Source organism: Arthrobacter sp. UYCo732, from assembly GCF_040547265.1.
Taxonomy (GTDB): Bacteria; Actinomycetota; Actinomycetes; order Actinomycetales; family Micrococcaceae; genus Arthrobacter.
Window position 1 is genome coordinate 76,963 of the sequence record NZ_JBEPPJ010000006.1, and the last position, 13,953, is coordinate 90,915.

16 protein-coding genes are annotated in these 13,953 nt (G+C 65.0%); 7 read left to right on the plus strand and 9 right to left on the minus strand.

Annotated elements, in window-relative coordinates; all coding sequences use genetic code 11:
• Positions 1-330 precede the first annotated feature (330 nt).
• Positions 331-1,407, plus strand: coding sequence for a DNA integrity scanning diadenylate cyclase DisA (gene disA / locus ABIB45_RS10805; RefSeq protein ID WP_354215858.1), 1,077 nt, complete (start codon positions 331-333; stop codon positions 1,405-1,407).
• An 87-nt stretch (positions 1,408-1,494) separates the two neighbouring features.
• Here disA and ABIB45_RS10810 read toward each other — a convergent pair whose 3' ends face one another.
• Complete coding sequence (locus ABIB45_RS10810; protein ID WP_354215859.1) at positions 1,495-2,193, minus strand: hypothetical protein; 699 nt, start codon at positions 2,191-2,193, stop codon at positions 1,495-1,497.
• Positions 2,194-2,443: 250 nt separating this feature from the next.
• On the opposite strand from ABIB45_RS10810, the gene ABIB45_RS10815 reads away from it, so the two are divergent.
• The 5 genes from ABIB45_RS10815 to ABIB45_RS10835 all read left to right on the plus strand — a co-directional run bounded on the left by ABIB45_RS10815 (position 2,444) and on the right by ABIB45_RS10835 (position 5,328).
• Positions 2,444-3,394 (plus strand): iron-sulfur binding domain-containing protein, encoded by a 951-nt coding sequence (locus tag ABIB45_RS10815; RefSeq protein WP_354215954.1) that lies wholly within the window; start codon positions 2,444-2,446, stop codon positions 3,392-3,394.
• 66 nt (positions 3,395-3,460) lie between these two features.
• Complete coding sequence (locus tag ABIB45_RS10820; RefSeq protein WP_354215860.1) at positions 3,461-3,892, plus strand: DUF3592 domain-containing protein; 432 nt, start codon at positions 3,461-3,463, stop codon at positions 3,890-3,892.
• A 3-nt stretch (positions 3,893-3,895) separates the two neighbouring features.
• Positions 3,896-4,327 carry a DUF3592 domain-containing protein gene (locus tag ABIB45_RS10825; RefSeq protein ID WP_354215861.1) on the plus strand — a complete coding sequence of 144 codons (432 nt, stop codon included), beginning with the start codon at positions 3,896-3,898 and terminating at the stop codon, positions 4,325-4,327.
• Positions 4,328-4,364: 37 nt separating this feature from the next.
• Complete coding sequence (locus ABIB45_RS10830; RefSeq protein WP_354215862.1) at positions 4,365-4,856, plus strand: hypothetical protein; 492 nt, start codon at positions 4,365-4,367, stop codon at positions 4,854-4,856.
• 178 nt (positions 4,857-5,034) lie between these two features.
• Positions 5,035-5,328, plus strand: a complete 294-nt coding sequence (locus ABIB45_RS10835) for a DUF3040 domain-containing protein (protein ID WP_354215863.1) — start codon at positions 5,035-5,037, stop codon at positions 5,326-5,328.
• Between the two features lie 21 nt (positions 5,329-5,349).
• On the opposite strand, the gene dhaM is transcribed toward ABIB45_RS10835, so the two are convergent.
• The 5 genes from dhaM to ABIB45_RS10860 form a co-directional block, all read right to left on the minus strand.
• Positions 5,350-6,036 carry a dihydroxyacetone kinase phosphoryl donor subunit DhaM gene (gene dhaM / locus ABIB45_RS10840; RefSeq protein WP_354215864.1) on the minus strand — a complete coding sequence of 229 codons (687 nt, stop codon included), beginning with the start codon at positions 6,034-6,036 and terminating at the stop codon, positions 5,350-5,352.
• The gene (dhaL, locus tag ABIB45_RS10845; protein WP_354215865.1) at positions 6,033-6,665 is read right to left on the minus strand and encodes a dihydroxyacetone kinase subunit DhaL; all 633 of its coding nucleotides are present in this window, start codon (positions 6,663-6,665) and stop codon (positions 6,033-6,035) included. The genes dhaM and dhaL overlap by 4 nt, the downstream gene beginning before the upstream one ends.
• A 2-nt stretch (positions 6,666-6,667) precedes the next feature.
• Complete coding sequence (gene dhaK / locus ABIB45_RS10850) at positions 6,668-7,669, minus strand: dihydroxyacetone kinase subunit DhaK (RefSeq protein ID WP_354215866.1); 1,002 nt, start codon at positions 7,667-7,669, stop codon at positions 6,668-6,670.
• Between the two features lie 222 nt (positions 7,670-7,891).
• On the minus strand, positions 7,892-8,401 hold the full coding sequence (locus ABIB45_RS10855; protein WP_354215867.1) for an amino-acid N-acetyltransferase: 510 nt from the start codon (positions 8,399-8,401) through the stop codon (positions 7,892-7,894).
• A 213-nt stretch (positions 8,402-8,614) separates the two neighbouring features.
• Complete coding sequence (locus ABIB45_RS10860; RefSeq protein ID WP_354215868.1) at positions 8,615-11,107, minus strand: ATP-dependent Clp protease ATP-binding subunit; 2,493 nt, start codon at positions 11,105-11,107, stop codon at positions 8,615-8,617.
• 253 nt (positions 11,108-11,360) lie between these two features.
• Here ABIB45_RS10860 and ABIB45_RS10865 point away from each other — a divergent pair, with 253 nt between their 5' ends.
• Positions 11,361-11,606: an anthrone oxygenase family protein gene (locus ABIB45_RS10865; protein ID WP_354215869.1), complete on the plus strand. Its 246-nt coding sequence runs from the start codon at positions 11,361-11,363 to the stop codon at positions 11,604-11,606.
• Between the two features lie 128 nt (positions 11,607-11,734).
• Here the strand turns inward: ABIB45_RS10865 and ABIB45_RS10870 are convergent, their stop codons facing one another.
• The 3 genes from ABIB45_RS10870 to lysS all read right to left on the minus strand — a co-directional run bounded on the left by ABIB45_RS10870 (position 11,735) and on the right by lysS (position 13,913).
• A complete protein-coding gene (locus ABIB45_RS10870; protein ID WP_354215870.1) occupies positions 11,735-12,064 on the minus strand; it encodes a histone-like nucleoid-structuring protein Lsr2 in 330 nt (109 codons plus the stop codon).
• Positions 12,065-12,198: 134 nt separating this feature from the next.
• Positions 12,199-12,378 (minus strand): hypothetical protein, encoded by a 180-nt coding sequence (locus tag ABIB45_RS10875; RefSeq protein ID WP_354215871.1) that lies wholly within the window; start codon positions 12,376-12,378, stop codon positions 12,199-12,201.
• Positions 12,379-12,380: 2 nt separating this feature from the next.
• Complete coding sequence (lysS, locus tag ABIB45_RS10880) at positions 12,381-13,913, minus strand: lysine--tRNA ligase (RefSeq protein WP_354215872.1); 1,533 nt, start codon at positions 13,911-13,913, stop codon at positions 12,381-12,383.
• Positions 13,914-13,953 lie beyond the last annotated feature (40 nt).

Genomic DNA, 13,953 nt, shown 5'->3' on the forward strand with positions numbered 1-13,953 from the left:
TCGTTTTCTTGGCGTCGCTGACCGGCCAGGGGCGCCTGCTGCTGGGCGGTCAATACAACGTCGGGGAGGCGCTGAGCCCAGTCCGCCTGACTTTCCCGCCCCACACCCGCTGACCTACAAAGTGCCCGCCCGGCCACCCGCTGTCGAACGTGTTCCGCGCCTTTGGACGGCACCCCCGCATGGGGCACTTTGGGGCTTGCCCGTGCGGTTGTTCGGATTTTTTACCCCTATCATTGACCTAGCAGAAAAATGAGTACTTTTGGTCCTGCCGGCTCAGCGTGACTTCCGGCATTCTGCGGGCGCTGGTCCGCACCTTTGAAGGGAACACCTATGGCGCGGAGCCCTGAAGAATCGCTCAAGGCGACTCTCGGCAGAGTGGCTCCGGGAACGCCGCTGCGGGACGGACTCGAGCGCATTCTCCGCGGACGGACCGGCGCACTGATCGTGCTGGGGATCGACCGGACCATCGAATCCATCTGTTCCGGCGGCTTCGACATCGGGATCGACTTTTCCCCCACACGGCTCCGCGAGCTGGCCAAAATGGACGGTGCCATCATCTGCGACAAGGACGCCGGCAACATCCTGCGCGCCGCCGTCCAACTGGTCCCTGATTCAAGCATCGAGACCCAGGAATCCGGCACCCGGCACCGCACCGCCGAGCGAGTAGCCATCCAGACCGGCGTCCCGGTGATCTCCGTCAGCCAGTCCATGCAGATCATTGCGCTCTACGTCAACGGCCTCCGGCACGTTCTGGAGGGATCCGAAAAGGTCCTGGCCCGTGCCAACCAGGCCCTGGCCACGCTGGAGCGGTACCGCTCGCGCCTGGACCAGGTCACCAGTTCGCTGTCCGCCCTGGAGATCGAGGCCATGGTGACCGTCCGCGACGTCGCCGTCACCCTGCAGCGGCAGGAAATGGTCCGCCGCATCTCCGAGGAAATCTCGCAGTACGTCCTGGAACTCGGCGAGGACGGCCGGCTGCTGTCGCTCCAGCTGGATGAGTTGACCGTGGGCCGTGGCCCGGGCAGCGATGTCATTATCCGCGACTACGCCGGCCCGGACGCTTCCGCCGACGACATCGAAAAGGCTGTGAGCGCCTTGGTGCACTTGGGCCCCACAGAGCTGATCGACCTCGGCAAGATCTCCGGGATCATCGGTTTCGCCGGCGGTGTGGACACGCTCGACGCCGTGGTGCAGCCCCGCGGTTACCGGCTCCTCTCCGGCCTCAAGGCAGTTCCCAAAGCCGTGGCCGACCGCCTGGTGGACCACTTCGGCGGCCTGCAGTTCCTGATGGCTGCCTCCATTGATGACCTGATGACCGTTGACGGCATCGGCGACCAGCGCGCCCGCACCGTCCGCGAGGGCCTGAGCCGGATGGCCGAAGCAAGCCTGCTGGACCGCTTCCTCTGATCCCCACCGGCTAGTCCCCACCGGCACCCCCGGCCCCGCAAGTCCCTACCGGCTCCCTGCCGGCGTGGGCTCAGGGGAACGGCATGGTCAGTTGAGCTGGAACACTGCTTTGGGGCTGGCTTTCGAGCCAAGCTTGGCCGTGTAGATGTAGTAGGCCCCGCCGCCGCCGGGCTTCGCCTCGATGGGCTTGCATCCTTCGAGTGTACGGTTCATGGCCCACGGGAAGTTGGCCGTCTCGCTGGCGCCCGGCGCAATGGTCTTCACGAGGTCTTCGCTCTTTGCCTGGCAGTCCTTGGACGAGAAAATCCTGTCCGCTCCGCTGGTCACCAGGAACTCCATCTGGGACGTCCCTATGTTCACTTCGCAGGGCGTGGTGCCCCCGTTGGTCACCTTCAGGCTGAGCAGCGGCTTTTGATCCGGGCCGTACGCGGCCTTGTCAGTGGACGCCGAAACGGTGACGAGGTTCTGGTTGCAGGTGGGCGTCGGTGTGGGCGTGGGAGTCGGGGTGTTACTGGGCAAGGCCGACGGCGACCCGCTGGGAACGGGGGCCTCTCCGGTGGCGTCCGGGCTGGCGGCGGTGGACGACGCCTTCTCTGTGCCGTTGAAAGCGCCGGCCGCGGCAAAGACGCTAAACGCCAAGCCCACCACAATCAGGAGGGCTATGCCCACAAACAGTCGACGGCGGCGGTAGACGGCAGGGCTCGGCGTGCGCGGCGCACCGGAACCAGTCCGGGAACCGGAAGCGGATGCCGTGCTGCGCTGTGATGAATTGTCTTGCCTGCCCATCCTTCTAGGCTAAAGAACCGGCCGGATTCTGCCTGCCCACCACGCCGTCGCCCAGCCAACGCTAAGGTCACAGTTTGCCGGCGGCGGTCATGCGGGCGGTCATGCGGCCGCCTTGCCGGCACTTTGGCATCGCCCGCGAGGCATCAACTACAGTGTGGGGATCGACGCTACAACCCTTTCCCCAGCACTGCCCGCGGGCGCCGCTCCCTTTGATGCCCCTGACGCCGCGCACGTTCCGATCCAGCCCGCCATGGATGGGCCCGGTGCCGGCCAACTCAGCGGACTGCACCGCCGGATCACGGGCTGGTTCGCGGAGACGGCGCGGGAGCTTCCCTGGCGCGAACCGGACTGCTCACCGTGGGGCATCCTGGTCAGTGAGGTCATGCTGCAGCAGACCCCCGTGGTGCGGGTGCTGCCGGTTTGGCACGAATGGCTGGAGCGCTGGCCCACCCCCGCCGGCCTTGCGGGAGAACCCGCGGGCGAAGCAGTCCGATCTTGGGGCCGGCTCGGCTACCCCCGCCGCGCGCTCCGCCTGCACGCAGCCGCCGCAGCCATCGTCCGCGACCACGGCAGTGAAGTCCCCGGTAATTACGCTGAGCTCCTTGCGCTGCCCGGCGTGGGGAGCTACACGGCCGCGGCTGTGGCTGCCTTCGCCTTTGGACGCCGTGAGACTGTGGTGGACACCAACATCCGGCGGGTGCACGCCCGCCTCATTTCCGGCGTCGCGCTCCCTTCCCCGTCCCTGAGCGCCGCGGAGATGCGGCTCGCCGCGGAACTGCTGCCCGACGACGACGGCACTTCTGTGCGCTGGAACGCCGCGGTCATGGAGCTGGGGGCACTGGTGTGCACGGCGCGGGCGCCGAAGTGTGCGGCCTGCCCGGTGCGCGACTCCTGCGCCTGGCTGGCAGCCGGCGAGCCGCCGCCGTCGTACATCCCCAAAGGCCAGGCGTGGCACGGTACGGACCGTCAGGTCCGGGGCGCCGTGATGGCTGTGCTGCGGCTGGCGGACACCCCGGTTCCGGCGGAAATGTTCCAGCAGGAGCCCGCGGACCTGGGCTTCGCACCGGAGGGCATCGGCGTGCCGTTGGCCGCGCTGCACCGGCTGAAATCCGCCCCCGAACAGCTGGAGCGTGCGCTGGCCGGGCTGCTGGGCGACGGGCTGGTCGAGCTGCACCAGGGCGGTTACCGGCTGCCTGCCTAAGGCATTTTTAGGGCCGTCCGTGGCCCGGGTGGCATACTTTCTGGTGACTCGTATCGGGGGACATCTATGAGAATCGTGCTGTACATCATCTGGGCCCTGTTCGTGGCCGGCGTCATTTTCGCGCTGATCCATTCGCTGCGGAAAACCAGGCGCCAGGAAAAACTGATCGCCAGCTGGCCAAAAGTCCAGGCCACCGTCACCGGCAACGTGGGCGGCTGGAGCGGTGGCAGCGGCGGCTCATCACAGAGCCGGCGATATTACCCCACGTTCCGGTTCGCCGACCCGAACGGGACCCTGTATGCCGGCGAATCCGAGGTTTCGTACCGCAACCAGCAGGTACCGGGATCGCTGGTGGAGGTGGCGTATAACCCGGCCAATCCCAACCAGTCGTTCCAGGTAGCTTCTGAATCCAAAATGGTGCTCGGGTGCCTGGTGCCGTTCTTCGCGCTGTTTTGCCTGCTGCTGTTCTGGGTTGTCGGCGCCTTCCCGCTGGACTGAACCGTGGATTTCCTGAAACTGCTTTTTATGGTGCTGCCCGGACTTTTCCTCATTCTGGGCCTGATCCTGGCAGGGCTGCCCCTCGCCGCGTCATTCCGCCGGAAACGTTCCATGGCCGGGTGGTCGCACGCCTCCGCCACTGTCACCGGCAACCTGCACGGCAAGGACGGACCGGGGAGCAACGGCCGGGACCGTTTTGCGCCGTCTTACGAATTCGAGGACGCCAACGGCAAACGCCGGCTGGGCCAGTCCGACATCTACAGCCAGGACCAGGCGATCATCGGTGAGCGCATCGCCGTGGTGTACAACCCGGCCTGGCCGGCCGAATCCACGCTGCGGGGTTTCGTTATTGCTAAGGGCCGCCTGGCGACGGGTCTCATTCTGGTGCTCTTTGGCGCGGCGGCCATAACAATGTTTGGGTCACTTTCCCGGTAGCCGTGCCGCCCCGCGGGTGCCCGTCCTACGCTGAAGTATGCGCAAGTCCGGACTGCTTCTGGCACTGCTGACAACGACGGTTCTCGCCTCCAGCTGCTACTACTATCCGGGCCCGCGGCGCTGCCCGGCGATCGCCCAGGCGACAGTGGTCTCGGTGACCATTCCGGTTTCCTACGTGCCTGAGGTGGCCACCCTCCGCCTTAAGGCGTGCCAGGACGGCGTGTGCAAGGAAGACGCCGTGGAACTCCGCCCGGGATCTGTCTCCGTGGACCAGGGCTGCACCCCCGACGGCAGCTGCTCGGCCACCGCCTCGCCGGACGGGACGCTGACGGGCATGCTGTTCCTGGACTCCCTCACGGAGGCCACGATGGCGGTGACCGCCACCGGGAACGCCCCCGACGGGAGGGCCCTGCCGGTCCGTACGCTCGAATTCCGGCCGCACGGCAACTTCCCCTTTGGCGAAAACTGCGGAAGGTTCGTCAGCGCGTCTGTAGTGCTCGACGCCGAGGGGTTGCGGGCGAGCTCCTGACCTTCAGTTCCGTGCGGCCCCGGCCAGCGGGCCTGGCAGAAAAATACCCGCCAATCCGGGCCAGCGGCGCCCGCCCCCAGCGGGTATTGACTTCCGTCGACAACACTCTTAGCGTCAGGTTTACTAACACTGCGAATGTTAGATTTAGAGAGTTACTGGACGCCAGACGGGGGTTCCGATGCCGCTATCAGATCGGGAGCGCAAGCAGCTGGAAGAGCTGGAGGCGGATCTGGCGGCGGTCGATCCGCAGCTCGCGCAAAGACTTTCGTCAGGTTCCATCAGGTCCAGGCTCCGTGCCAGGACCTTTCTCGGGCTGGCCTTATGCCTGCTCGGGCTGGTTTTGCTGATCACCGGCGTCAGCACGCAAATCATCGTGGTCGGCGTCGGCGGCTTCCTTCTCATGGGGGCCGGCACATACTTGCTTCTGGGCTCGCACCCCCGGCGGCTTCGCAAGAGCCTCAAGCAACCCTGACCAGCCCAGAACTGCGGACGCTTACGGCTCGCCGAAGCCTGCCTGGACCAGGCCGCCCACGTAGTTCATGGCGCGTTCCGCGTCCGGTCCCCAGGCCTCAACGTGCAGCATGGACCCCTTACCCGCGGCCAGGGTCATGAGTGACGTCATGGAGGCGCCATCCACCCCGTTGACTGTAACTTCCGCGTTCAGGGCCGCCAGGCCGCCCGCGAGCTTGGCCGCCGGGCGGGCATGCATGCCGGCCTGGTTGATGAGCTCGAAGTCACCGGTGAATTCCGGTCCGGTACCTGTCACCGAACCTTCCGCGACGGAGCTGACGGGGGACGCCGGACCGCAGGCATACACGGCCTCGGCGGCCCGCTTGACGGCCTGCATGTCCGCGCCGCCCTGGGCGGCCACTGCGGCAGCTACCAAGCCTTCCACCAAGGGTGCGTCCGCGAGGAGCACCCCGGACGGGTCCCCCGCGAGTTCCTGCGCCGATTCCGCCGTCATCACGGCGGAGCCAAGGTCGGTCAAAACCACCACACCGTCGCCGCCTGCAGTCTGATCCAGCGCCGACATGACCTTCTCCAGGCTCGTCCCGATCCTGCCGTCCGCGGTGCCCCCGGCGGCTACCATCAGGACGTCGGGCGCCATCTGGGCGGCAAGCTCCACGGCACCGTCGGCGATTTTTTCGCTATGCGAGACCACCACCAGGCGTACTGTCATGCTGCGGCCCCGACGGCGGCCCGGAGAATCAACGCGCTGGAGGCGGCGCCGGGGTCGCGGTGGCCGGCGCTCCGCTCCCCCAGATAACTGGCCCTGCCCTTGCGGGCCACCAGCGGGTCCGTTGCCACCGCGCCCGCTTCGGCGGCCTCGGCGGCAGCCACCAGCACAGCCAGGGCATTGCCAGTGCCGTCGGCAGCGGCGGCCTGGGCAGCTTCGGCCGCGGGCGTCCACGCATCCACCATGGTCTTGTCGCCGGACTTCGCCTTGCCCCTGGCCACGATCCCGTCACGGGCAGCAACCAGTGCAGTGGCCAGGGCTGCCGGGTCAACCTCGAGTGCATCACCGAGGGCAGTGGAGGCACGCAGGAAGGCCGTGCCGTACAACGGTCCGGCGGCACCGCCCACCTTGGACATCAAGGTCATGGCCGTAAGTTTGAGTGCCGCGCCAGGCGTCTCCGGCGGGGCTTCAGCCAGCTTCGCCAGGACGGCCTGGAAGCCACGGTCCATGTTCTCGCCGTGGTCCGAGTCGCCGATGGCGCGGTCCAGCTCTATGAGCCACACCCGGTTCTCGGCCATCGCCTCGGCGCACATCGTCAGCCATTTCACGGCCCACTTGACGTCGAGCAGCATCGCTATACTCCCCAACGCAGCGCAGCCGTGTGCACCGGGGCGTCCCACAGTTGCGTCAGTTCATCGTCGAGCCGGAGCACCGAGATGGAACAACCCTGCATCTCCAGTGCGGTGATGTAGTTACCTACCAGTGAGCGCTCCACAGTGGCTCCCCGATCCGCGATCACCTGCACCGCACGGCGGTATACGATGTACAGCTCACTCAACGGAGTGCCGCCCATTCCATTGACAAACAGCAGGACCTTCTCGCCAGCGGCAATGCCCAGATCGCTGAGGACAGGCTCCAGCAGCCGGTCGGTGATGCCGTCCGCATTCTCCATCGGGATCTTGTGCCGGCCGGGTTCGCCGTGGATCCCGATGCCGATCTCGATCTCGTCGTCCGCCAGGTCGAAGCTCGGCACCCCGGCGTGCGGCACCGTGCACGCCGACAGCGCGACGCCCATGGTGCGGACGTTGCTGTTGACACGGTCGCCGATTGCGGCCACTGCATCGAGGTTGTCGCCCCGTTCAGCCGCGGCGCCGGCGATCTTCTCCACGAGGACCGTTCCGCCTACTCCGCGGCGTCCGGCCGTGTACAGCGAATCCTCCACCGCCACGTCGTCGTTGACGAGGACCGTGCGGACCTCCACGCCCTCGGCCTGAGCCAGTTCGCCGGCGGTCTCAAAGTTCAGGACGTCGCCGGTGTAGTTCTTCACTATGTGCACGACGCCGGCACCCGAGTTAACGGCAAGCGTCGCCGGAAGGATCTGGTCAGGCGTGGGTGAGGTGAACACCGCCCCCGGCACGGCGGCGTCGAGCATTCCCTTCCCGACGTAACCGGCATGCAGCGGCTCGTGGCCGCTTCCCCCGCCGGAAACGAGTCCGACCTTCCCGGCCACGGGAGCGTCTTTGCGCGTGACGTACTTGGGGTCCGCGCTGACGGTGACGAGGTGGGCATGGGCAAGGCCAAAGCCCTCCACCGACTCGTCAACTACGGAACGGGGGTCATTGATGAGCTTTTTCATGGCAGAACTCCTGGGTATGGGCTCGTCCTACACGATGCACTTTGACCCTACTACCGCAGCATGTACTCCGGTAGCCTCCCGTCTCCCGCCGCCAGGGCTGAGGTAAGGGACAGCCCCCAATGACCGTCCCGTACCGGCGGGCCCCAAACTGCAGCCCGCTCAGTTTATCCATCAATTCGACTAAAACAAACGGAAAGTGAAGTCCGTTTACGGCGGGCAGGGTTAGAGGGCCTTGATCATTCGGGTATTGCCCAGGGTGTTGGGCTTGACCCGGGCCAGGTCCAGGAATTCAGCCACGCCTTCGTCATGGGAGCGGAGCAGCTCCGAGTAGACCACCGGGTCCACCGCAGACTGGTCCGCCATCACCTCGAAGCCGTGGCGCTTGAAGAAATCCACCTCGAAGGTGAGACAGAAGACGCGGTCCACGCCGAGCGCCCGCGCCTCCTCGAGCAGGCTTTCCACGAGCACGTGGCCCACTCCCTTGCCGCGCCATGCATCCGAGGCGGCCAAGGTGCGTACTTCGGCAAGGTCCTCCCACATCACGTGCAGGGCGCCGCAGCCAATGACTACACCGTCGGCCGACTCGGCGATCCGGAATTCCTGCAGGCTCTCGTAGTAGGCCACCGTTTCCTTTGCCATCAGGATCCGTCGGTCGGCCAACGGCGCCACGAGGGCTTTGATGGCGTGTACGTCGCCGGTACGGGCAGGGCGGATACGGAAGGAGTCAGTCACACCCACAATCCTACGGCGGCCGTCTGCGGGGTCAGGGTCGGAATCGACCGCCGGGTCCGGCCCCGGCTCCCAGACATTTGTGTAGCTTGCGTCAGAGCGACAAAGGAGCAGCAAGCGGCAAATGGCGCCGGTACCTTCGCGGACGCCGCCCAACACACGGCACACGAAAGCCCCGCCTGCTCTTGTGGAACGGGCGGGGCTTCGGTTTGGTGCTTAGACGCTTGGGGCGATCTCCGGGATGCGCGGCTTGGCGTTGCCGGCGAAGGTGAACTTGGCGTCGTCTCCTTCGCCGTCCACACCCACTACCACGATGTCGCCGGCGTGGAGCTCGCCGAACAGGATCTTCTCGGAGAGCTGGTCCTCGATCTCGCGCTGGATGGTGCGGCGCAGCGGCCGGGCACCCATGGCAGGATCGTAGCCGCGGGTTGCCAGGAGCACCTTGGCCGCGGGTGTGAGCTCGATGCCCATGTCCTTGTCCTGGAGGCGCTTCTCCAGCCGGCCAACGAACATGTCCACGATCTCGATGATCTCGTCCTGGGTGAGCTGCGGGAACACCACAACGTCATCCACACGGTTCAGGAACTCCGGGCGGAAGTGCTGCTTGAGCTCCTCCGTCACGCGGGCACGCATCCGGTTGTACCCGGTCTGGGTGTCCGTGCCGGACTGGAAGCCGGTGGCAACGCTCTTGGAGATGTCCCGGGTGCCCAGGTTGGTGGTCATGATGATGACGGTGTTCTTGAAGTCCACCACGCGACCCTGGGAGTCGGTCAGGCGGCCGTCTTCGAGGATCTGCAGGAGTGAGTTGAAGAGGTCGGCGTGTGCCTTCTCCACTTCGTCGAACAGGACCACGGAGAACGGGCGACGGCGGACCTTCTCGGTGAGCTGGCCACCCTCTTCGTAGCCGACGTAGCCCGGAGGGGCACCGAAGAGCCGCGAAACCGTGTGCTTTTCGGAGTACTCGGACATGTCCAGCGTGATGAGGGCATCCTCTTCACCGAACAGGAACTCGGCCAGGGCCTTGGCCAGTTCGGTCTTGCCGACGCCGGTGGGGCCGGCGAAGATGAACGAACCACCGGGACGCTTGGGGTCCTTCAGGCCTGCACGGGTGCGACGGATCGCCTGGGACAGCGCCTTGATGGCCTCGTTCTGGCCCACCACTCGCTTGTGCAGTTCGTCTTCCATCTTCAGCAGGCGCGAGGACTCTTCCTCGGTCAGCTTGAACACCGGGATGCCTGTGGAGTTGGCCAAAACCTCGGCGATGAGATCCTCATCCACCTCGGAGATGTCGTCCATGCCGCCGGACTTCCACTGGCGTTCCTTCTCGGCGCGCTCGGTAATTAGCTTCTGCTCTTTGTCCCGGAGCGACGCAGCGCCTTCGAAGTCCTGCGCGTCGATGGCTGATTCCTTCTCCATCTTCAGCTGGGCGATCCGCTCGTCCATGGCCTTAAGCTCCGGCGGGGCCGTCATCCGGCGGATGCGCAACCGGGCGCCAGCCTCATCGATCAGGTCGATGGCCTTGTCCGGCAGGAAGCGGTCCGAGATGTAGCGTTCGGCGAGGCTGGCGGCCGAGGCGAGGGCGCCGTCGGTGATGGTCACGCGGTGGTGCGCCTCGTAGCGGTCACGCAGGCCCTTAAGGATCTCGATCGCGTGTGCGACAGAAGGCTCCTTGACCTGGATCGGCTGGAAGCGGCGCTCCAGCGCAGCGTCCTTCTCGATGTGCTTACGGTACTCATCCAGCGTGGTGGCGCCGATGGTCTGCAGTTCACCGCGGGCCAGCATGGGCTTGAGTATCGATGCAGCATCAATGGCACCTTCGGCGGCACCTGCACCAACAAGGGTGTGGATCTCGTCAATGAAGAGGATGATGTCGCCACGGGTGCGGATTTCTTTGAGGACCTTCTTCAGGCGCTCTTCGAAGTCACCGCGGTACCGGGAACCGGCCACCAGGGACCCAAGGTCCAAGGTGTAGAGCTGCTTGTCCTTGATGGTTTCCGGGACGTCGCCGCGGACGATCGCCTGCGCGAGGCCCTCAACGACGGCGGTCTTGCCAACGCCGGGCTCACCGATCAGGACGGGGTTGTTCTTGGTCCGGCGCGACAGGACCTGCATCACGCGTTCCATTTCGGACTCGCGGCCGATCACCGGGTCCAGCTTGTTCTCGCGCGCAGCCTGTGTCAGGTTGCGGCCGAACTGGTCCAGGACCACGGAACCGGCAGGGGTGCCTTCGGGCTGGCCCGGGCCGACGCCTGCGCCGGTGGTTTCCTTGCCCTGGTAGCCGGAGAGCAGCTGGATGACCTGCTGGCGGACCCGGTTCAGGTCAGCACCGAGCTTGACGAGCACCTGTGCAGCAACGCCCTCACCCTCGCGGATGAGTCCCAGCAGGATGTGCTCCGTGCCGATGTAGTTGTGGCCCAGCTGCAGCGCTTCGCGCAGGGAGAGTTCCAGCACCTTCTTGGCGCGGGGCGTGAAGGGGATGTGGCCGGACGGGGCCTGCTGGCCCTGGCCGATGATCTCCTGTACCTGCTCGCGGACGCCATCGAGCGAAATGCTCAAGGACTCAAGCGCCTTGGCGGCCACACCCTCACCCTCATGGATCAGCCCCAAGAGGATGTGTTCGGTACCAATGTAATTGTGGTTCAGCATGCGTGCCTCTTCTTGGGCAAGCACAACGACGCGACGGGCACGGTCCGTAAATCGCTCAAACATTTCGCCACACTCCTAGCTACAACGTACTTTGATGCTACGTGCCCGATCCCGAGTTGTGGAGCGTGTTCGCCACAGGGGAAACATGGCGCGTTCACTACTCCTGCGCCCGTTCAGTGATGCCGGGACTGCGCGCCACTGATGATGCAACTTTTGTCAGCGCCATGTCCCGGATTAACACTGCAATCCAGAACCCGGTGTTTGCGCCGAGCTTCGTGGGGACTTTAGTGGCCTTGGCGGGCACGGCAGCCTCGTCGTGGGCCAATGGGCTGACAGTGCGCTGCCTGCGTTGGTGTCCTTGGCCTGCTACACGGCCACACTGGGCATTACCAGCGGCGTGAACATCCCCCTCAATAACAAACTCCACGACAGGCCAGCGTCCGGAAATGCCGCCACCGGCAGGAAATCCTTCGAACGCCGGTGGACCCTCTGGAACATCCACCGCACCTGGCTGTCGCTGGCTGCCCTGGTGGCGCCCAGTATTGCGTGGGCTTCGCTGTAACGGCCCATTATTCATGGCATTGCCATATCCGCAGGTGAACAGCCCGGCCTTCCATTCAATTGGCATCAAAAAACCCTGTCCCGCCAAACGGCGGGACAGGGTCTTTAGAACTCAAAGAGACACTGCCCCTAGGAATTAGCCTTTTGGTAGGCTTCCTGGATTTCAGCCTGAATTCTGCCGCGGCTGTTAACCGTGTAGCCGTTATCCCGGGCCCATTGGCGAATCTGGGCCGAATCGTTGCCACGGGCCTGCACGGCCGGTTTGGTGCGGGTAGTGCGCCCCGCAGTCGTTTTACGTGCGGCCGCAACGAAACGTTCAAGGGTTGACCGCAGTTCCGCAGCATTTGCCGATGAGAGGTCGATTTCGTAACCGGCCCCGTCAAGGCCAAACCGGACATTCTCGTCAGCGGATCCCCCGTCCAGATCATCGACGAGGACGATGTTTACTTTCTGAGCCATTAAATAGTCTTCCTGTTGGAAAGGAGCGGGTTGTCAAAAAAGCAGGATGTCCCTACAAAAGTATGACCCTCTTAATGGCAACGCGTCAAAGTTCCATTTGGTTCCTGCGGAAATCCACAGTAAAAACTTTCGATCTATTTACTGGATTCCGGGTCTTGGCCGTTCAATGGCCTGGCGGCACTTGCTTCAGCGTCGGCCTGGGCGCGCGCCTCCGCCTGCCGCTCGGACTTATCGGCATTGAAGATTGATTTCATGGCAAACCAGAAAATCAGGCCCACCACCAATGACGGCAGCAGTACGGCTACATATTCCATAATTAGTTTCCTTCGGGCTTCAGGAGCGGGAAGAGGATAGTTTCGCGAATGCCTGCGCCCGTGAACAGCATCACCAGGCGGTCGATGCCCAGGCCGATTCCACCCATGGGCGGGGCGCCGTATTCGAGGGCGCGGAGGAAGTCTTCGTCCAGCTGCATGGCCTCGACATCACCGGCGGCCGCGTGCCGGGACTGTTCGGTGAGCCGCTCGCGCTGGATCACCGGGTCAATCAGTTCGGAGAAAGCCGTGCCGCGTTCCATGCCGCCGATGATGAGGTCCCAGGCTTCGATCAGCCGCCCGTCCTCGCGGTGCGGCCGGGCGAGCGGCTGGGCGGACGGCGGGTAATCGTAAACGAACGTGGGGTTCAGGAGCGTGGGTTCCACAATTTCGCCGAACAGTTCCACCGCCAGTTTCTCGGCATCCCATTTCGGGTCCGCCTTGACCTCATGCTTCGCGGCGATCTCGCGCAGCACCTCCAGCGAAGTGTCCGGCGTGACTTCCTGGCCAACGGCGTCGGACAGTCCCGGGTAAACCGAAACCCAGGCCCAGTCGCCGTCGAGGTTGATCTCCCCGGCTTCCGTCTGGAGGGTGCGGCCGGCACCCACCGCGTCCGCGGCGTCAAGGATGATCTCCTTGATGCGTTCGGCCATCACGAACTGGTCCGCCCAGGCCTCGTAGCACTCAAGGGTGGTGAATTCGGGGCTGTGGGTGGAGTCCACGCCCTCGTTGCGGAAAACCCGGCCCATGTCGTAGACCCGGTCGATCCCGCCCACCACGGCGCGCTTGAGGTAAAGCTCGGTGGCGATGCGCAGGGTCATCTTCTGGTCGAACGCGTTCATGTGCGTCTCGAACGGGCGCGCCAGGGCGCCGCCGTGAACCAGCTGCAGGATGGGGGTCTCCACCTCAACATAGTTGTGGCGGTACAGGCTCTCGCGGATGGAGCGCGTGATCGCGGCGCGAGTGTAGACCATTTCGCGGGCTTCGTCGCGCACCATCAGGTCCACGTAGCGCTGCCGGACCCGGGTTTCCTCGTTCAGTTCCGCGTGCAGCACAGGCAGCGGGCGCAGCGCCTTGGACGCCATGGACCATGACTCGGCCATCACGGACAGCTCGCCGCGGCGGGAGGAAATGACCTCGCCCTTGATGAAGACGTGGTCGCCCAGGTCCACCAGCGCCTTCCAGTCGGCCAGCGCTTCCTCACCTATATTGGCGAGACTCAGCATGGCCTGGAGCCGGGTGCCCTTGCCGTCTACGCCGCCTTCCTGCAGGGTGGCGAAGCATAGCTTGCCGGTATTGCGCACAAAAACGATGCGGCCGGTGACGCCCACAACGTCGCCGGTGGTCTCGTCGGCTTCGAGGTGCGCGTACTTTTCGCGGATCTCTGTCAGGGAGTGTGTGCGTTCCACACCCACCGGATACGCCTCGGTGCCGCGCTCGATCAGCCTGGCGCGCTTCTCCATGCGGATGCGCATCTGCTCGCTGGCGTCGAGGGGCTCTGGGGCATTTTGGGGGGCGGGGGTGTTTTGGGAAGTCACAATCCCTAAGTTTACCGGGAGTTCCGCTGACCGGCTTCCG